At 63.4% G+C, this 16347-nt stretch carries 19 protein-coding genes and 1 tRNA gene; 13 read left to right on the top strand and 7 right to left on the bottom strand.

The genetic code is table 11. From position 1 onward, the window contains the following. Window positions 1-20 precede the first annotated feature (20 nt). Window positions 21-772 (bottom strand): IS5 family transposase gene (locus BLT64_RS26055; RefSeq protein ID WP_086000141.1). Its coding sequence is split into 2 segments (ribosomal slippage): window positions 21-451 and window positions 451-772, totalling 753 coding nucleotides; the frame shifts between segments, so codons are not numbered across the junction. 84 nt (window positions 773-856) lie between these two features. Between BLT64_RS26055 and BLT64_RS16700 the strand changes: the two genes are divergently transcribed. The 5 genes from BLT64_RS16700 (at window position 857) to BLT64_RS16720 (ending at window position 4151) form a co-directional block, all read left to right on the top strand. Then, entirely contained in the window at window positions 857-2071 is a 1215-nt protein-coding gene (locus tag BLT64_RS16700) for a DUF6538 domain-containing protein (protein WP_041529829.1), read from the top strand. A gap of 38 nt (window positions 2072-2109) precedes the next feature. After that, window positions 2110-2250 carry a hypothetical protein gene (locus BLT64_RS16705; RefSeq protein WP_241663483.1) on the top strand — a complete coding sequence of 47 codons (141 nt, stop codon included), beginning with the start codon at window positions 2110-2112 and terminating at the stop codon, window positions 2248-2250. After that, on the top strand, window positions 2243-2530 hold the full coding sequence (locus tag BLT64_RS16710) for a hypothetical protein (RefSeq protein ID WP_011747548.1): 288 nt from the start codon (window positions 2243-2245) through the stop codon (window positions 2528-2530). The genes BLT64_RS16705 and BLT64_RS16710 overlap by 8 nt, the downstream gene beginning before the upstream one ends. 96 nt (window positions 2531-2626) lie before the next feature. Next, on the top strand, window positions 2627-3214 hold the full coding sequence (locus BLT64_RS16715; RefSeq protein WP_011747549.1) for a hypothetical protein: 588 nt from the start codon (window positions 2627-2629) through the stop codon (window positions 3212-3214). 22 nt (window positions 3215-3236) lie between these two features. Then, window positions 3237-4151, top strand: a complete 915-nt coding sequence (locus BLT64_RS16720; RefSeq protein WP_128492991.1) for a hypothetical protein — start codon at window positions 3237-3239, stop codon at window positions 4149-4151. Between the two features lie 261 nt (window positions 4152-4412). Here BLT64_RS16720 and BLT64_RS16725 read toward each other — a convergent pair whose 3' ends face one another. After that, window positions 4413-4658 (bottom strand): helix-turn-helix domain-containing protein, encoded by a 246-nt coding sequence (locus BLT64_RS16725; RefSeq protein ID WP_041529831.1) that lies wholly within the window; start codon window positions 4656-4658, stop codon window positions 4413-4415. A gap of 260 nt (window positions 4659-4918) precedes the next feature. On the opposite strand from BLT64_RS16725, the gene BLT64_RS16730 reads away from it, so the two are divergent. The 3 genes from BLT64_RS16730 to BLT64_RS16740 are packed head-to-tail and all read left to right on the top strand — an operon-like array spanning window position 4919 to window position 6213. After that, entirely contained in the window at window positions 4919-5299 is a 381-nt protein-coding gene (locus BLT64_RS16730) for a DUF4177 domain-containing protein (RefSeq protein ID WP_011747552.1), read from the top strand. 14 nt (window positions 5300-5313) lie between these two features. Continuing rightward, the gene (locus BLT64_RS16735; protein ID WP_041529832.1) at window positions 5314-5721 is read left to right on the top strand and encodes a hypothetical protein; all 408 of its coding nucleotides are present in this window, start codon (window positions 5314-5316) and stop codon (window positions 5719-5721) included. A gap of 36 nt (window positions 5722-5757) precedes the next feature. After that, on the top strand, window positions 5758-6213 hold the full coding sequence (locus tag BLT64_RS16740) for a hypothetical protein (protein ID WP_011747554.1): 456 nt from the start codon (window positions 5758-5760) through the stop codon (window positions 6211-6213). A 270-nt stretch (window positions 6214-6483) separates the two neighbouring features. On the opposite strand, the gene BLT64_RS16745 is transcribed toward BLT64_RS16740, so the two are convergent. Beyond that, window positions 6484-6558, bottom strand: a tRNA-Gln gene (locus BLT64_RS16745). A 95-nt stretch (window positions 6559-6653) separates the two neighbouring features. On the opposite strand from BLT64_RS16745, the gene BLT64_RS16750 reads away from it, so the two are divergent. After that, entirely contained in the window at window positions 6654-7862 is a 1209-nt protein-coding gene (locus BLT64_RS16750) for a BaiN/RdsA family NAD(P)/FAD-dependent oxidoreductase (RefSeq protein ID WP_011747555.1), read from the top strand. Here BLT64_RS16750 and kdsA read toward each other — a convergent pair whose 3' ends face one another. From kdsA to BLT64_RS16765, 3 genes are read right to left on the bottom strand one after another with little or no spacing between them, the layout of a single operon-like run. Beyond that, on the bottom strand, window positions 7863-8696 hold the full coding sequence (gene kdsA, locus BLT64_RS16755) for a 3-deoxy-8-phosphooctulonate synthase (protein WP_011747556.1): 834 nt from the start codon (window positions 8694-8696) through the stop codon (window positions 7863-7865). It abuts the gene before it with no gap. Continuing rightward, the gene (locus BLT64_RS16760; protein ID WP_011747557.1) at window positions 8693-10432 is read right to left on the bottom strand and encodes a KpsE/RkpR family capsule polysaccharide export protein; all 1740 of its coding nucleotides are present in this window, start codon (window positions 10430-10432) and stop codon (window positions 8693-8695) included. The genes kdsA and BLT64_RS16760 overlap by 4 nt, the downstream gene beginning before the upstream one ends. Continuing rightward, window positions 10416-11069: an ABC transporter ATP-binding protein gene (locus BLT64_RS16765; RefSeq protein ID WP_011747558.1), complete on the bottom strand. Its 654-nt coding sequence runs from the start codon at window positions 11067-11069 to the stop codon at window positions 10416-10418. The genes BLT64_RS16760 and BLT64_RS16765 overlap by 17 nt, the downstream gene beginning before the upstream one ends. Before the next feature lie 154 nt (window positions 11070-11223). Between BLT64_RS16765 and BLT64_RS16770 the strand changes: the two genes are divergently transcribed. Both BLT64_RS16770 and BLT64_RS16775 read left to right on the top strand, forming a co-directional pair. Then, on the top strand, window positions 11224-11886 hold the full coding sequence (locus BLT64_RS16770) for a uracil-DNA glycosylase family protein (RefSeq protein ID WP_011747559.1): 663 nt from the start codon (window positions 11224-11226) through the stop codon (window positions 11884-11886). Next, on the top strand, window positions 11870-12622 hold the full coding sequence (locus BLT64_RS16775; RefSeq protein ID WP_011747560.1) for an SseB family protein: 753 nt from the start codon (window positions 11870-11872) through the stop codon (window positions 12620-12622). Before BLT64_RS16770 ends, BLT64_RS16775 begins: the two co-directional genes overlap by 17 nt. 92 nt (window positions 12623-12714) lie before the next feature. Here BLT64_RS16775 and mepK read toward each other — a convergent pair whose 3' ends face one another. Then, on the bottom strand, window positions 12715-13275 hold the full coding sequence (gene mepK, locus BLT64_RS16780; RefSeq protein WP_011747561.1) for a peptidoglycan L,D-endopeptidase MepK: 561 nt from the start codon (window positions 13273-13275) through the stop codon (window positions 12715-12717). Window positions 13276-13608: 333 nt separating this feature from the next. Between mepK and BLT64_RS16785 the strand changes: the two genes are divergently transcribed. Both BLT64_RS16785 and BLT64_RS16790 read left to right on the top strand, forming a co-directional pair. Continuing rightward, complete coding sequence (locus BLT64_RS16785) at window positions 13609-15216, top strand: L,D-transpeptidase family protein (RefSeq protein WP_011747563.1); 1608 nt, start codon at window positions 13609-13611, stop codon at window positions 15214-15216. Window positions 15217-15242: 26 nt separating this feature from the next. Beyond that, window positions 15243-16337 (top strand): UDP-3-O-(3-hydroxymyristoyl)glucosamine N-acyltransferase, encoded by a 1095-nt coding sequence (locus tag BLT64_RS16790; protein ID WP_011747564.1) that lies wholly within the window; start codon window positions 15243-15245, stop codon window positions 16335-16337. The last annotated feature ends 10 nt before the right edge of the window (window positions 16338-16347 follow it).

The following is a 16347-nucleotide window of genomic DNA, read 5'->3' on the forward strand; positions in this document are numbered from 1 at the left end:
ACACTAGGGCGTGTGGGGATTCATCGTGAGTTGATAACGGCTGCAGCGAGGTAGACCATTGCTTCGAAGCTCTGATCGGTTTTGCAGGCACGCATGGCGATGCGCTTGAACTCCTTCAGCTTGCAGAAGAAGTTCTCGATGAGGTGGCGCCAGGCGTAGATGTCGGGGTCGATCCTGAGTTTCTGCGCGCGGGCGGGGTGTTGTGAGATCACGATCCGAGCGCCGCGGTCGTTCAACTCGGCAACCAATGCATTGCTGTCGAAGGCCTTGTCGGCGATCAGCCCGTCGAAAGCGATCCCGTCGATCAGCGGCGGCACCTCGACGCTGTCGTAGCGCTGGCCCGGCATCAGACGGAAGCGCACGAGGTTGCCCAAGGCATCGGTGAGGGCCAGAATCTTGGTCGTCATGCCGCCTTTGGAGCGGCCAATGGCCTGGCTCTGAGTCCCCCCTTTGCGCCCTGACCATGACGGTGGACCTTGACGATCGTCGCATCGACCATGGCATATTCCAGGTCAGGCTCATCCGACAGCGCATCGAATATGCGCCTGAAAACATCGGCTTCCCGCCAATCTCGGAACCGCCGGAATGCCGTGTTCCAGTTGCCGAACCGCTCCGGCAGGTCGCGCCACGGACTGCCCGTGCGCACAATCCACAGCACCGCCTCCAGAAACAACCGGTTGTCTTTGCCGCTGCGTCCAGGGTCGCTTGGCTTACCCAGACAATGCGGCTCGATCTTCGCCCACTGGGCATCCGTCAGAACATCGCGATCCATCCGGAGGATGAATCACATCAACCCCCGTTTGTGAATCCCCACACGCCCTAGAGGAATGGGGCGGATGCCCCAGATGGAGGTCGCATGTCTGTGCGGATCAAATACGCATATCTCAAGCAACAGACTTGGCTGTATCGCAGGAACTATCCCAAGGAACTCCAGCCTGTTCTGGGGCAGGCCATGAAGCAGTCGCTGAAGACCGGGGATGCCCGCATCGCCAAGGCACGGGCCGCGGAGGTCAATGCCAAGTATGAGGAGGTGTTGGCGAAGGCGAGGGCGGGGCAGGTGGTGGAGAAGCCGGTGCCCGTGATGGTGGCGCCGCCAGTGTTCTCGCCCGTGGTGCTAGTAGGGCGCAGGACAGTCAAGGAACTTGCCCGGACTTATCTCAATCAACGGTCGCGGCAACTTCGGCATGGCGGGTTCAAGTCAGTCAGATTCTCCGTCGGGCTGTTCGTGTCGGCCTATGGGACGAGGCTGATCGGGGCCGTCACACGCGACGATGCCGTGGCCTTCGTGCGGAAGGTGGCGCTGCTCGGCTGTCATGCCGGGAAGTCGTGGCGAACCCGTGGCTATGGGCTGGACCAACTCATTCAGGCCAGTCGTGGCGATCGTATTTCTGCCCGGACGCAGCGGCGGACGGTTAGTCAGGTCGCGCATTTTCTCGACTGGGCGGTGTACGAAGGCGAGTTGGGGGCGAATCCCTTCAAGACCGTGCGGGTGGAGGCCAAGGGCAAAAACCGCAGCTACGCGGCACTGACGGACGCCGAGGTCGGGAAGCTGGTGGACTTAGACGATTCCCGGATCGGTGACGTCCTGCTGTTCTGCCTGCTGACCGGGATGCGAGCCGGTGAAGCCGTTGGGCTGGTCAGGGAGGATCTGGTCTGGAAGGGCAATCTGGGCTGGTTCGTCTGGGTCAGGCCCAACGCGGTCAGGACGCTGAAAACTGATGCTGCCGAACGCTTTATCCCGCTGCATTCAGCCCTGACTCCGGTTCTGGAAAGGCTGCCGAGGCAGGGGCGGCTGTTTCCTGATCTGACGGTTTCGGTCGTGACCAAGCGGTTCGCCACCATGCGGAAAGCTCTGGCGCTGGATCGGCCCGGTGTCGTGTTCCATTCCACCCGGAAATGGTTCGTGACGCAGTGCGAGCGGGCAGGGGTGCCGGAGCATTTCACGGCATCCATCGTCGGGCACCAGTCGGCACGGTCGGAGAACAGGATGACCTATGGCATCTACTCCGCCGGGATCAGCAATGAGCAGAAGCGCGAGATCGTCGAGAAGGTGGGGTTGCCATGCCTCTGATACCTGACATTGACGAGTTCGAGGAAAGGGCCGCTATCATGGAATATGATGGCGGTTTTTCTCGTTCCATGGCCGAGGATCGGGCGGCGCAGGAGCAGGGTTTCCGGGACGCGGCCCAGTTCAGGGAGGCTCTTGCCTATTACCTGCACACCGGGCGTCTGGGAGGTTGGAATGACTGAACCCCTGGAGGTCTATGCGCTGGTGCAGCGTGAGGGGCGATGGTGGCTGCCCTACGGCCCAGAAGCCGATGCCGAAGCTTTGGCACGGGTCTTCAACAGCGATTGCTCGGTGGTGTTCCTTGGACCTGATGGTGGCAGCCTTGCCTATGATGTCACGGACGAGGGGGAGGAGGTGGTCAGGCTCGATGGTGGGGCATGGCTTCCTCTTACATCAACCGTCCTTGCCCCGTGGCAGCAACAAGCCATTGAGCTTGTGATGGATGCCATCGACTGCATGTAGGCTTTTCCTCGGCGGCTTCGGTCGCCGGGGATCACCCACTTTTCTTTTTTTGTTCGGAGGCCCAAATACAACATCAAACACGGATGCGGGGGAAAGATGCAGCAACAGTTACAAGGGGATGAGCCAGCCAACGAGAAGCAGGAGGCGATCTTTGATCCTCAGCATTCCCGGCCTCTGAGCACCACGATCTGGACGGAAGACCCCGCCTTGGTAAGCCTGGTGCAGGATATCTGGAACCAGCACTTTGCTACCGGGGAGGCAGAGAAGCAGAAGGGCGGCAAGAAACCCAGACGGCCTTATATCGAGCAGCTACGGGTCTTGGTGACGGACCTTTATCTGGCGTGGCAGGAGGATCCTCTTCTATGCTTGGGTATGCCCTTCTCGGAGGGGGCATGGGATAGCCAATCCCGCTATAACCCCTTGGGGCTTTCCAAGCATCTGGTGGTGCTGGTGAAACAGCTACAGGCGGCGGGTCTCGTGCGAGTATCGGCGGGTAGCTATGCCGCCCCTGGAGCAAAGGGGAACCGGACGGGCAGGATACAGGCCAGCACGGAGCTTCAGAAACGATTCGAGGCGTTGGTTGTTGATGGTCGAGCTATCCAGGTAGTGCCCTCGGAATGCATTATCCTGAAGGAGGGTGAAGGGGATTATAGTCGTGCAGTGGAATACCAGGACACCGATTAACACCCTCTGTATGAGGCAGGTGTTGACGGCCTATAACGATCTGCTGGCACAGACCTTCATCGACATCCCCACCCTGGAGCAGCCGTGGGTCGTCCGGCAGGACAACAGGGGAAAGGACATCAGGGTCGCTGTCGGACCTCGCCATCAGCTTGTCAGGCGAATATTCAGCCGGGGTTCATGGGAGATGAACGGGCGGTTCTATGGCCCGTGGTGGCAGGGGCTGAATAGCAAGCTACGATCACAGATATTCATCAATGACACTCCGACTGTCGAGATCGACTTCAAGGCCATGCACATCCAGATTCTGGCAGCGCAGCAAGGGGTGGAGCTTCCTCCTGATCCCTATGAGCTTCCTCCTGGACAGTTCCCCGATACCGATCCTGATGAGCAACGCAGGCTGGTCAAGCAACTGGTGCTGACGGCTCTGAATGCCAAGGATACTCGTTCTGCCTGCTCAGCCTTTCGGGAAGGGCTTAAGGCTGGACATCCCGGGAAACACTTGAAGAATACTTCCCTGCAAAAGACCATCAACACCTTTAGCGAGCATGTCCCGGCGCTGGCGGATAGCCTTTGCTCGGATGTAGGCATCAGGTTGATGTTCACCGATTCCCAGATCATGGAGCGGGTTATCACGCATTGCACTCTCCTGGGTTTGCCTGTTCTGACCATTCACGACAGTGCCATCATCCCCTATACCCACAGCAAAGTATTAGAAGAAGCGATGAAGCAGGCTGCTGTTGAGGTGGTCGGTCGGGAAATTCCCTTGGAAGCAAAGGCTCTGGGGCTGGACCATGATAGCTGGAAGGATGACCCTGTTTATGTTCGACTGGATTTCCAGACATACCGAGAGACGGAACGCTGTGAGGGATACCTGACGAGACTCAAGGAGTGGGAGAATACTACCGGAAGAGAAGTGGTTCCTTTCAACATCCTCTAAGAAAAGATAAGAAAGAAGAGAATTAAGAAGGAGGAGAATACACGAGGAGATTATCCATGCTTCTTCTTCTTCTTCTTCTTCTTCCCTTCCTTCCCCATACTTATACCTATCAATAGGGGGTATATTCCCTGTATTCTCTTGGGGAGTAGCTAAGGGGTTAAGAATTCATAGGCACCCTGGTTTCCTCTCAAGGCGCAGCCTGAGTAGCCCATAGCCCTTTCCCACCATAGCGTTGGTTACCCAGCGGCGTAAAGCGAGGCTCTATGCTTGATCGTTGTTGTTTTCGGCTTCACCGATCATCGCGGTAAGGCTCGTGTCCAGAGCATCCGCCAGTGCCTTCATCGTGCCAAGACTGGGCTGGTGCTTCCCGCTCTCAAGCAACGAGATATAGCGCATGCTCAATCCCGCCCGGAACGCAAGCTCCTCCTGCGAGAGCTCCATGTTCTTGCGATGCCTGCGCAGCACCCGCGCATAGGCCAGGAGAAAGGTGTCGGGGTCGGTATCCATCCCCGCGCACAAGCAAGACTTATCCCACTTGCTCTATGAAGTATTTTGTGAAAAATGGATTCTAGGAAGTATTTTGTGAGTGGGGCACTTCGTGATGGGTGAACGACAGACAGGGTGTGCACCTGCCATGGCTAGCCCCCTGGCTCCGGTGATGAGGTGCTGCGGCCTTGCAGTGACCCGTAAAACATCCTCCTGCTCATTCGCGTCAGTTCCCACATCTAGCCACCATCTTATCACTACACCACGTCCAGGAGGTCGCCTTGGAGTACGAATATAAAGTAATCGATGTTGCAGACGGATCGATCAGTTCCTTGCTTCTGGGAGAAGGGCGGATAGAGACGGCTGTTCTTGAAGCTTATATAAATGCCATGGCTGCTGAAGGGTGGCGTATGGTGTTCATGGAAAAGGTCATGCAAAGGCATCTCGTAATAAGTGATCGAGAGACCCTTATGATTACCTTTGAGCGCAAGGTGCCAGAGGAGGAGCGAGAATCGAGGGCTACGCGCGTCATCGATGATATTATCGACGCTGAGGCTGGATCAAAACGTCAGGGACGTAAAGCTACGGTAGGAGCGGCTGCAGCAGTTACTGGTGCTTCCCTACTGGGTGCATTGAGTGTTCTTGGTGATAGCGACACTTGATAAGGACCAGAGCTATGGATCTGCAACAGAAGATCGCTGCGCGCAAACGCGAAAGAGAACTCGAGGAAAAGCAAGCAGAAATGCGAGCTTGGGGGGTGCGGGGAACCCAGAGCAAGGAAAGCCCCGACGAAGCAGAGGAGGAATGCGTCGATACCGATGATCTGCCTGTCGATGAGGAGGCTGTAGATGACGCGATATTCAAGGCCAAGCTAGAAGGTGCTCACGGCTTTGTGCAGTTCCTATACTACTTTCTTCTTGCCTTGATTGCACTTCTTGTCTTCGCTGCCGTCAAGGCCACGCTTTTTGACGGGGATCTGTTTGGCGCGATTGTATTTGCAATCGTTGCCTTGCTACTTCGGCGATTGAATCGGGGCATGATTAACAGTGTTACTCCCCCAGATCAGTCTCCTCCTGCAACCTAAGGTTCAGGCTTTTTATCGTCCTCATAAGGTAGATATATGTTCAGACATCTATTCATGAAGGGAGTGCTCTTCACCCGCCGTCACCTCGTTCTCGTCCTGACCTTTCTTATCTTTTCCCTCCTGTGGGATGCAGCCTTGGTGGAACAGGGGTCTGGAGGGTGGGTAATAGGCGGTGCAGCAAGCGGCGCGGCTGTCGGTGGATTCGTGGGCTGGCTTGTTGGCGGTGTGGGGGTCGTCGCAATGGGCACCGGTATCGGGATCCCAGCTATTGCCGTTATCGGCCTCGGTGCCTTGTTTGGAGGGGCTGTGGGAGGTGGAACAGCGGGCAGCATAGGCGCGCTTCTTGCGGGTGAGATCATTGACCCCGTAATCCTCGCGATGGTATTTTGCATGTCCCTCGGGGCGTCCGTTATCATCTTGCGTTTGGTCAACGGCACCCGCACGGCTATCAGCAGCCTACGCGGCAGACTGTTCGGCAAGAAGGAAAGCTGACTCGTTTACCCAGTTTCTTCTCCCACGCTTATCTTGATCTGGCGTGGTGTTTGAGGGCTCTACCAGTCTGAGGGAGTTCCGTCAGTAGTACGGGCGAATCCTTCATGTGGGGGGCAGCTTGGGGCATCTCTTGGGGCATAACCCCGTCCTTCGCCCAACCGCCATCACGAGGCAGGTCACGAGCCGATCTAGGCTATCCCGTCAAAAAGGTTCGGAAAGATCCTGTCCTTAAGGGAGGAAAATCCCATCTCCTCAAAAACTTAGATGAACTGGCTGGGGCGGTAGGATTCGAACCTACGGTACACGGTACCAAAAACCGTTGCCTTACCACTTGGCCACGCCCCAACTTGTGGAGGCGTATCTAGCCAAGGCGGCGGGGTGGTGCAAGAGGCAAAAGGAAAAATCTTGTGGCTTCCCCGCGGGAGTTTTATGCGCCCGGCATGGAACAGGTTGATACAGTCATTCTTGGTGCCGGAGCGGCCGGACTCTTTTGCGCCGGCTCGATTTTACGGCAGGCGGGAGACCGGGCGGGCAGGGTCGTGGTCCTGGATCACGCCCGCGCACCGGGCGAAAAGATTCGCATCTCTGGTGGCGGGCGGTGCAACTTCACCAATCTCGCGACCGGGCTCGACCGCTTCGTTTCCGGCAATCCGCGCTTTGCGGCTTCGGCCCTGGCCGGGTTCTCGCCGGCGGATTTCGTCGCCATGGTCGATCAGGCGGGCATCGCCTGGCACGAGAAAACCCTGGGCCAGCTTTTCTGCGACGGCAGTGCGCGGCAGATCATCGACATGCTGCTGCATCGGATGCGCGGGGCCGAGTTGCGGCTGGGCACCGCCGTCGAAAAGGTCGAGCCCGCCGAGCGAGGGTTCCTGGTCGCCAGCTCGAAAGGGCCGCTGGCCGCGCGTCGCCTGGTGGTGGCCACGGGCGGCAAATCGATCCCCAAGATGGGCGCGACGGGGATCGGTTACGACATCGCCGCCCATTTCGGTCTTGCGTTGGTCGAGCCCAGGGCCGGGCTCGTGCCGCTGACCTTTGCCGAGCAGGACCTGGACCTTTGCCGACCGCTTTCGGGCCTGTCCGTCGCGGCCGAGGTCAGCCATGGCGCCGGGCGGCGGCGCACCCGGTTCCGCGACGGTCTGCTGTTCACCCACCGCGGCCTGTCGGGCCCCGCGATCCTGCAAATATCGAGCTTCTGGCGGCCGGGAGAGGAGATCATCGTCGATCTGGCCCCCGATGCCGAGATCGCGGCGGGCCTGCGCGAGATCCGCGGGCAGGGCGGGCGCATGACCGTGGCCTCGGCCCTGTCGCGCTGGCTGCCCGCCCGGCTGGCCGAAGCGATCGCCGCCGAAGCGGGGCTGGCTGGCGCGCGGCTGGCCGACCAGGGGAATGCCGTGCTCGACCGTCTGGGCGGGCGGGTGAATCGCTGGGTGCTGCGGCCGGTCGGCACGGAAGGCTGGCGCACGGCCGAGGTCACGGTCGGCGGCGTCGATACGCGCGCGCTCGATTCCAGGACCATGCAGGTGAAATCGGTTCCCGGCCTTTATTTCATCGGCGAGGTCGTCGATGTCACCGGCTGGCTCGGCGGCTATAATTTCCAATGGGCCTGGGCCTCGGCCCATGCCGCGGCCCAAGCCATCGCGGCTGGTTGATCAGCCCATCACCGGATCGGATTTCGCCAGCGCATCGAAGCGCATCAGCGAGGCGATCAGCGCTGGCATCCGGTCCAGATGGATCATGTTCGGCCCGTCCGAAGGCGCGTTGTCGGGGTCCTGGTGCGTCTCGATGAAGACGCCGGCGACGCCGAGCGCCACCGCCGCCCGCGCCATGACCGGCGCGAATTCGCGCTGCCCGCCGGAAGAGCCGCCCTGTCCGCCCGGCTGCTGCACGGAATGGGTCGCGTCCATGATCACCGGCCAGCCGGTCCGCGCCATGATCGGCAGGCTGCGCATGTCCGCGACCAGCGTATTGTAGCCGAAGCTGACGCCACGCTCGGTCAGCAGGATGCGTTCGTTGCCGGTCGAGGCGACCTTTTCGGCGACATTCGGCATGTCCCAGGGGGCAAGGAACTGACCCTTCTTGATGTTCACTGCCGCCGGGGTCTCGCCCGCGGCCAGGAGCAGGTCGGTCTGGCGCGACAGGAAGGCGGGGATCTGGATCACATCGACCACGGCGCCCGCCAGCCGCGCCTGCTCGATGTCATGCACGTCGGTCAGCACCGGGCAGCCGATGCGGCGCCGCACCTCGTCCAGCATGCGCAGCCCCTCGTCGATGCCGATGCCGCGCCGCCCCTTCAGCGAGGTGCGATTGGCCTTGTCGTAGCTGGCCTTGAAGACGAATCCCGCGCCTGCCTTCGCGCAGGATTCGGCCACCGTCTCGGCAATCATCAACGCATGATCGAGGGTTTCAAGCTGGCAGGGCCCGGCGATCAGCGCCAGGGGCTGATCGTTGCCGACGGTGACATTGCCGATCTGGAATTTTTTCATGAAGATACCTGTTCGCGCAGGATCGAGGCCGTCAGCGAGAGCATCAGGTAGATGCCCGAAAACACCAGGAAGGCCACGATCGTGTTCTGGAAAGCCTTGGGATAGGTCGCTTCGTCCGGGGGCACCGGCGCGACCGAGAGCGAGAGATAGCGGACCTGCTTGTTGGCCTCGATCCGCGCGGTCTCCATCTGCGCGGCGGCTGTGGCCAGCAGTTCCTGCCGGGTCATGAGGTCGGATTCGGCGATGCGGATCTCGCCCGAGATGGTGGCCAGCGAGCCGCGGGCGTTGTTGCCCTCGGTCAGCTGGCTGCGGGTCTGGGCCAGCATCTCCTCGAGCCGGCCGATATCGCCCTCGACGCCGGCGACGCGGCTGGCATTAGGGCGAAGGTTCGATTTCAACTGGCCCAGTTCCAGCTTCTTTTCCGCCAGCTGGCGCTCGAGCTCGGCGATATGGCCCATGATGACGCTGCCTTCGGCCGCCGGGTCGAGAACGCCCAGCTTCTGCTGCAATTCCTGCACCCGGCGCTGAGCCAGCAGCACCTTTCTCTCGGCATCCTGATAGCTCTCGACCGCACCCTTCATCTGGTCCTCGCGCAGGCGCGCGGTCATCTGGTCCACCTGGCCCTCGGCATATTTGATCAGCGCCAGCGAGAATTCCTGGCTGAGCTCGGGGTCGGGGGCGATCACTTCCATGTTGATCACGCCCTCGGTCGGATCATAGCCGATCTTCACCGAGTTGCGATAGAGCTTGTAGGCCTGTTCGTTCGTCGCATCAGGCGGCAGGCGCAGGATCGGGTCCATGGCCGGCTCCTGGAAGGCGCGCTTGAAGCCCAGATCCTTGTCGAGCCGCAGCATCGCGTCGCGCGAGGTCAGATAGCTTTGCACCGAGACCGAGTCGGTATTGGTGGCCAACTGCGTTCCACCGAACAGCCCGCCCAGGCCGCCCGGGCTGGATTGCTCGGCCTGCTGGATCTGGAACTGCGAGACGGTGGCGTAAAGCGGCGTGGCCACCGAGGAATAATACCAGCCCGCGATCAGCGTCGGCAGCACGACGAAGGCCGCAAGGCGTGCAAGCAGCATCAACAGCCTGCGGCGGCGACGGCGGGCGATGTCCTGCTGGATGCGGATGATCTCGGCGGCGCGGCGATCCTCGGTCAGCGCCTCGCGCGAGGGCAGGCTGGTGGTGCCGGGCGACAGGGGCATGATCTCGGTGCCGCGACTGCGGGGGGGCGGGCCGTCACGGCGCGTCGGCACCGGCATGTTGGCGCCGTTGGCGGATGCCGCAGCCTGGGCGCGCGCGCCCTCTTCCGCCAGGATCTTGCCGACCGCGGCGCGGTGGAACGGGTCGATGCCGCGGTCGCGCAGCAGGACCACCGCCTCATGATCGGAAGCGGCCTTGATCTCGTGCATGGCGGCGATGCGGCGCGCCATGCGCAACTGGCGGTCGGTCAGGTTCTCGGCCCGCACCGCGGCGATGCGTTCGGCCATCGGCGGCTTGCCCTGCGCGGCCTCGGCAGGCTTCTTCGCCGCGCCGGGAAAGCGCATGTCGCCGAAACCGTCCTCCTCGGTCGAGAAAAGCTGCTCGGGGTTCTGGCCGGCGCGCGCGGATTCGATGCGCTTCTGGACCTCGACCTGCACTTTTTGCGCCGTGCCGGCTGCGTGCGGGCCCTCGCTGGCTGCCAGCACCGACTCTTCGCGGCTGATGCGATAGGCGCGCGCCTTAGGCGGTGTAGTCATAATATTGCTTGGCCTCTTCGAGGGTTTCGAACTGATATAGCTTGCCGTCGCGAAGGACGGCAGCAGAATGGCAGAACTTTTCAATGGTTTGCGCCTGGTGCGACACCACGATCACGGTCGCCGACTTCAGGCGTTCGTAAAGCACCGTTCCCGCCTTGCGGTTGAATTCGGGATCCGTCGTGGCGGGCATGCCTTCGTCGATCAGGTAGATGTCGAACTCCAGCGCCAGCATCAGCGAAAAGGTAAAGCGCGACCGCATGCCGGCGCTGTAGGTGCCGACCGGCATGTCGAAATATTCGTCGATATCGGTCAGCCAGCGGCAGAAGGCTTCGACATAATCCGGGTCGAGCCCGTAGATGCGGGCGATGAAGCGCGCATTCTCGTTGGCGCTGAGCGAAGGGGTGATGCCGCCCATGAAACCCAGCGGAAAAGAGACCCGGCATTCGGTGCGGATCGTGCCTTCGTCCGGCTTTTCCAGGCCGCACATCATGTTGATGATCGTGGTCTTGCCGGTACCGTTCGGTGCGAGAATGCCCATCGACCGCCCCAGTTCGATGCGGAACGACGCGCGATCGAGGATCACCTTGCGTTGGGTTCCGGTCCAGAACGACTTGGAGACATTGTCGAATTCGATCATCTGGCCGTCCTGATCCACGCGCATGCGCGGGCTGGTAATGGTTACGAGATACACAATCACTGCCGCGGCCTGAAACCCGCGCCGCGGCAGGCCGGACAATATGCCCGGGGGCCCGCGCTGTCCACCATGGCGATCAATGCTTGACATATCGTGAATGCCCGCCCTTTTCCGCCGGCCCGGATATGCCTATCTGCCGGACATGCCCGCCTCGACCAGCCTTCTTCGCGAGATCTCGGCCTGCCGCCTTTGCGAGCAGCGCTTTGCGTCGACGGCGACCGGGCACAGTCCGCGCCCCGTGGCCTGGTTCCGGCCCGGCGCGCGCATCCTGGTCGTCGGGCAGGCGCCGGGCATGCGCGTCCATCTGGCGGGGCGGCCCTTTGCCGATCGCTCGGGCAACCGGCTGCGCGACTGGATGGGCGTGTCGGACGCCGAGTTCTACGACCGCTCGCGCATTGCCATCGTGCCGATGGCCTTCTGCTTTCCGGGCTATGACGCCAAGGGCGCCGACCTGCCGCCGCCGCCGATCTGCGCCCGGACCTGGCGCGAACGCGTCATGGCCGAGTTGCAGCCGCAGCTGACTCTGCTGGTCGGCGGCCATGCGCAGCGCTGGCACCTGGGTGCGGCGGCGCGCGGCGGGGTGACCCAGACCGTCGCCGACTGGCGCGCGCATGGGCCGCACATCTTTCCCTTGCCTCATCCGTCCTGGCGCAATACCGGCTGGTTGCGGCGCAATCCCTGGTTTCAGGCCGACCTGCTGCCGGAATTGCGCGCCGCCGTTGCCGCCCTGTTGAGAGAAGCCGATGACCCCGCTGGATGAACTTTGCCAGGTGCCCTTTCACGAGGCCGATGCCCCCGCCCGCGCGCGCATCCTGTCGCGCCTGGCCGATACCGAGCTTTTCGCCGCGCTGCTGGCCGAACCGGCCGACGACCGTGCCGAGCTGCGGCTGTTCGACCTGCCCGAGGGGCGCTTTGCCCTGGCCTGCGACCGCGAGGAACGGCTGGCCGGTTTCGTCGGCGGCCCGGTTGCCTATCTCGCCTTGCCGGGCCGGGTGCTTGCCGCGGCGCTGGCCGAGGAGGGGCGGGGCCTGCTGGTCAATCCGGGCCATGCCTCGCAGCTGATGCTGGATGCGGGCGTGCTGGGCTGGCTGGTGCAGGCGCTTCAGGCGCGCCCCAGCATGGTGCCGGACGAGGCGGCGCGGCGGCTGGGCGCGCCGTCGCCCGAGGCGGTGGCGCTTCTGGCCGAGCCCCTGGCGCAACGGCTGGGCGACATGGCCGGGCTGGTCGGGCGGCTGGCGCTGGTCGCGGCCGAATGGCAGGACGGGCGACAGGGCCACGCGCTGATCCTTGCCGGCGTCGAGCCGGCCCATGAGGACGCGGTGGCCAAGGCTTTGGCCGAACTGCTGGCCTTCCTGCCCGAACTGCCCGGCGGCGTGGACATCGGCTTTGCCGGGCCCGATCTCCCCGCCGGGGCGCTGGTCCTGGAACCGCCGCCCCCGCCTCCCGCACCCGAACCGGCGCGGCGCGATCCCTCGGCCCCGCCGCGACTGCGCTAGAGCGGAGCGGACAAAAGCTTGGCCCGGACAAACGAAAACCCGCCCTTGAGGGCGGGTCTTTGCGTGATCACCGTGAGTTGATCGGTCGCGAGTCAGGCGCCCCAATGGCGGATCGGGCCACAGTCCATATGGACGAAGTTCGAGCGCGAATATTTGCCGACGCCGCCTGCGTTGCAGGCCGCCGCGGCCTTGTACATCTGCGAGACCGAGCGCGATTTCAGGCGCAGGTCGGCAGCCTTGCCCACCATGTGGAGCGAGTTCCTGGCCACGCCCGAAGAGCGCGAGCGCAGCATGGCGTTGGTCTGCGGCGAGCGATAGCCCGACAGCATCATGTAGGGTTCGTTGGTCTGCAGCAGCCGGTGCGAGGCTGCGGCAATGTCGATCGCGCGCGGATCGAACCCGATCGCTTGGCCCGTCCGCCAGTCGCGCATGAAGATGTTGATTTCATTGAGGGCATCCCGGATATACTTGCCTTCGACCCAATAGACCGTGTCGATGCTTTCGCCCGTGCGCCCCGAATACATGCGAATGCGGCGGATGTCGCCGGCGCCCCGCAGAAGTCCGAAGGCATTGGCCATAACCGGCGCTGCGGCCACCGTGGTCGCCGCGAAGACGCCAAGGATGCCCCGACGCGAGAGTGATTCAAACGTCATGTCAGATCGCCTGTCCTGCTTTCGTTGTTTTTGCCGCCCGTTGAAACGGCCCGCCCCGGTTTAGCCGGAGCCGGTTAAGAATATGTCACCAGCGCGCGAGCCGAGGGAAGCTTTTCGTTTCGCTTGCAGCAAAGATCCGCCATTCTCGGCAAAAATCCGCCGATATCCGGGTGATTCGGAACCAAATCCGATGTTTTTGCGCGGCCGTGTTTGCGCTGCATCAGTGATGCAAGAAAAAACTTGCCTCGCTGGACCGGAATCGACGCAAATGCGAAGATTTGCCGCAGACGCAAAGGAACCTTTCAAGTGCGCTTTACCGGGTTGATTCGTGTGATGGTTGTTGCGGCCGCTCTGGCGGCCATGCCGCGCGTCGCGGCGGCGCAGGCGCTGGACGTGGTGCCGGTCGCGGCGCTTCCTGCGCCCAGGCTAAGCTTTTCCGAGCAGGAAATGCAACTGGCCCAGCAGGTTGCCGACCATCCGGGCCTGGCCGATTTCTATGGCACGAACGGGCTGAAGCCGGTCTTTACCGGCGCCGCGGGGGCCGCGCGCCGCGCTGCGCTGATCGAGGCGCTGGGGCAGGCGGCCTCGCACGGGTTGCCGCCCACGCGTTATCGCCAGGCGGCGTTGCGCACCCTCGACCGCGAGGGCGCCGACACGGTCGAGGAAGAGATCCGCTTTGCCCGCGCCTTCGCCGACTGGAGCCGCGACGTGTCGGGCGGGATCCTCGATCCGCGCCGGGTCGAACCCGGCATCAAGCGCGAGGTGCAGCGCCCGCGGACCGGCGATCTGCTGCGCGCCTTTGCCGCCGCCGCCGATCCGGTCGCCATGCTCGCTGCGCTGCCGCCGCAGGATGCGCGCTATGAGGCGCTGCGCCAGGCGCTGGCGCGGCAGTCGCAACTGGTCGCGCCCGGCGATGCGCCGCGGGTGGCCGAGGGGCTGTGGCGCGAGGGGACCAGCGACCCGGCGGTCGCGGCGCTGCGCGTGCGCCTTGCCTCGGTCGGTTTCGCCGCGGCGCCCATGGGCAGCCCGCTGACCTATGACGGGGCGCTGGCGCAGGCGGTCGCCGCCTATCAGAAGGCGGCGGGCCTGCCGGCGGACGGGGTGGCCGGGCCGCGCACGGTGGCGCGGCTGAACCGCGGCACCGGCCCCGAGGCCGAGGCGATCCTGGTTGCGCTGGAGCGGATGCGCTGGATGCGCGGGCACGACCTGAACGCCCGCCATGTCTGGGTGAACCTGCCCGAGTTCAACGCCCGCATCTACGAGAACGGCCGAGAGGTCTTCGAGACCCGCGTGGTCATCGGCAAGGCCAATCGCGAATTCGAGACGCCCGAGTTCAGCGAGACGATGAAATACATGGTCGTCAACCCGCGCTGGAACGTGCCGCGCTCGATCACCGTCAAGGAATACCTGCCGCGGCTTCAGGCCAACCGGCATGCGGTCGGGCATCTCGACGTGGTGGACGGGGCCGGCAATGTCATTGCGCGCGACCGCATCGACTTTCGCAAATACAGCGCCAAGACCTTTCCCTATCGCATGCGGCAGAAACCCAGCGACGACAATGCGTTGGGGCAGGTCAAGTTCATGTTCCCGAACCCGTGGAACATCTATCTGCACGACACGCCGACCAAGCATCTGTTCAACCAGTCCAGCCGCGCCTATTCGCATGGCTGCATCCGCGTCGGCCGCCCGGTCGACCTGGCGCATGAGCTGCTGAAGGGCCAGGTGGAAAGCCCCGAGGCGGTTTTCTCCAAGGCGCTGAAATCCGGGCGCGAGACCTATCTGAACCTGCGCCCGCCCGTGCCGGTGCATCTGGTCTATTTCACCGCCTTCCCCGACGAGAGCGGCCAGATCCGCCGTTTTCCCGACATCTATGGCCGCGATGCGCTGGTGCACGCGGCGCTGGTCAAGGCCGGGCTGGATTCCGCGGCCGCGGATGAATAGATGAACCCCAAGCAAAGGGGAGCCGCATGACACTGACCATCGCCGAACTGGCCCGCGCACTCGATGCCCGCCTCTGGGGCGATGGCAGCCTGATCGTCAACGGCGCGGCCGAGGCCGGCCAGGCAGGAGAGGGCCAGATCGCGCTGGCTACCTCGCCCGCCTATGCCGAGAAGCTCAGCCCCGGCGGCATGGCCCTGCTGGCCGAGGGGGCCGACCCCGAGGCGCTGGGGCTGCGCGCCGCCATCCTGGTCGGCCGGCCGCGGCTGGCCATGGCCGGGCTGACCCGTGCCTTCGATCCCGGCCCCGGCATCGCGCCCGGCATCCATCCCAGCGCGGTGATCGACCCGACGGCCGAACTGCCCGAGGACGCCGCCATCGGTCCCTTCGTGGTCATCGGCCCGCGGGTGCGGATCGGGGCGGGCGCGCGCATCGCCTCGCATGTCTCGATCGGCGCGGATACGGTGATCGGCCGCGACGCGCTGATCCATGCCGGCGTCCGCATCGCCCACGGCGTGACCATTGGCGACCGGGTGATCCTGAACCCCGGCGTTTCGCTGGGCGCGGACGGGTTTTCCTTCGTCACGCCCGAGAAGTCCGGCGTCGAGGAAATCCGCCAGTCCCTGGGCGAGCGGCAGGAGATTCGCCAGCAGCATTGGACCCGCATCCATTCTCTGGGCGGGCTCGAGATCGACGACGATGTCGAGATCGGCGCCAATTCCACCGTGGACCGCGGCACCATCCGCGCGACCCGGATCGGGCGCGGCACCAAGATCGACAATCTCGTGCAGGTCGGCCACAATTGCGTGGTGGGCGAGGATTGCCTGCTTTGCGGCCTTGTCGGCGTCGCCGGCTCGGCCCGGATCGGCAATCGCGTGGTGCTGGGCGGGCAGGTCGGCGTCTCGGACAACATCTTCGTCGGCGACGACGTGATCGCGGGGGGCGCCACCAAGATCTTTACCAACGCCCCCGCAGGCCGCGTGCTGCTGGGCAGCCCGGCGGTGCGGATGGAGACCCATGTCGAGGCGCAGAAGAACATCCGCCGCCTGCCGCGACTCTATGCGCAGGTGGCCGAGCTTCGCGAAACTGTTAAGAAACTGCTCGACAAGGGCGACGTGGAATAGCATTCCCGGG

Source organism: Paracoccus denitrificans, assembly GCF_900100045.1.
Lineage (GTDB): Bacteria > Pseudomonadota > Alphaproteobacteria > Rhodobacterales > Rhodobacteraceae > Paracoccus > Paracoccus denitrificans.

Excerpts from the sequence above, each read along its gene's own strand:
- BLT64_RS16700 (WP_041529829.1), top strand. The coding sequence starts at position 857 with ATGTCTGTGCGGATCAAATACGCATATCTCAAGCAACAGACTTGGCTG.
- BLT64_RS16705 (WP_241663483.1), top strand. The coding sequence starts at position 2,110 with ATGGAATATGATGGCGGTTTTTCTCGTTCCATGGCCGAGGATCGGGCG.
- BLT64_RS16775 (WP_011747560.1), top strand. The coding sequence starts at position 11,870 with ATGACCCCGCTGGATGAACTTTGCCAGGTGCCCTTTCACGAGGCCGAT.
- BLT64_RS16790 (WP_011747564.1), top strand. The coding sequence starts at position 15,243 with ATGACACTGACCATCGCCGAACTGGCCCGCGCACTCGATGCCCGCCTC.
- kdsA (WP_011747556.1), bottom strand. The coding sequence starts at position 8,696 with ATGAAAAAATTCCAGATCGGCAATGTCACCGTCGGCAACGATCAGCCC.
- BLT64_RS16740 (WP_011747554.1), top strand. The coding sequence starts at position 5,758 with ATGTTCAGACATCTATTCATGAAGGGAGTGCTCTTCACCCGCCGTCAC.
- mepK (WP_011747561.1), bottom strand. The coding sequence starts at position 13,275 with ATGACGTTTGAATCACTCTCGCGTCGGGGCATCCTTGGCGTCTTCGCG.
- BLT64_RS16750 (WP_011747555.1), top strand. The coding sequence starts at position 6,654 with ATGGAACAGGTTGATACAGTCATTCTTGGTGCCGGAGCGGCCGGACTC.
- BLT64_RS16710 (WP_011747548.1), top strand. The coding sequence starts at position 2,243 with ATGACTGAACCCCTGGAGGTCTATGCGCTGGTGCAGCGTGAGGGGCGA.
- BLT64_RS16765 (WP_011747558.1), bottom strand. The coding sequence starts at position 11,069 with ATGATCGAATTCGACAATGTCTCCAAGTCGTTCTGGACCGGAACCCAA.
- BLT64_RS16760 (WP_011747557.1), bottom strand. The coding sequence starts at position 10,432 with ATGACTACACCGCCTAAGGCGCGCGCCTATCGCATCAGCCGCGAAGAG.
- BLT64_RS16770 (WP_011747559.1), top strand. The coding sequence starts at position 11,224 with ATGCCCGCCCTTTTCCGCCGGCCCGGATATGCCTATCTGCCGGACATG.
- BLT64_RS16735 (WP_041529832.1), top strand. The coding sequence starts at position 5,314 with ATGGATCTGCAACAGAAGATCGCTGCGCGCAAACGCGAAAGAGAACTC.
- BLT64_RS16715 (WP_011747549.1), top strand. The coding sequence starts at position 2,627 with ATGCAGCAACAGTTACAAGGGGATGAGCCAGCCAACGAGAAGCAGGAG.
- BLT64_RS16785 (WP_011747563.1), top strand. The coding sequence starts at position 13,609 with ATGGTTGTTGCGGCCGCTCTGGCGGCCATGCCGCGCGTCGCGGCGGCG.
- BLT64_RS16725 (WP_041529831.1), bottom strand. The coding sequence starts at position 4,658 with ATGGATACCGACCCCGACACCTTTCTCCTGGCCTATGCGCGGGTGCTG.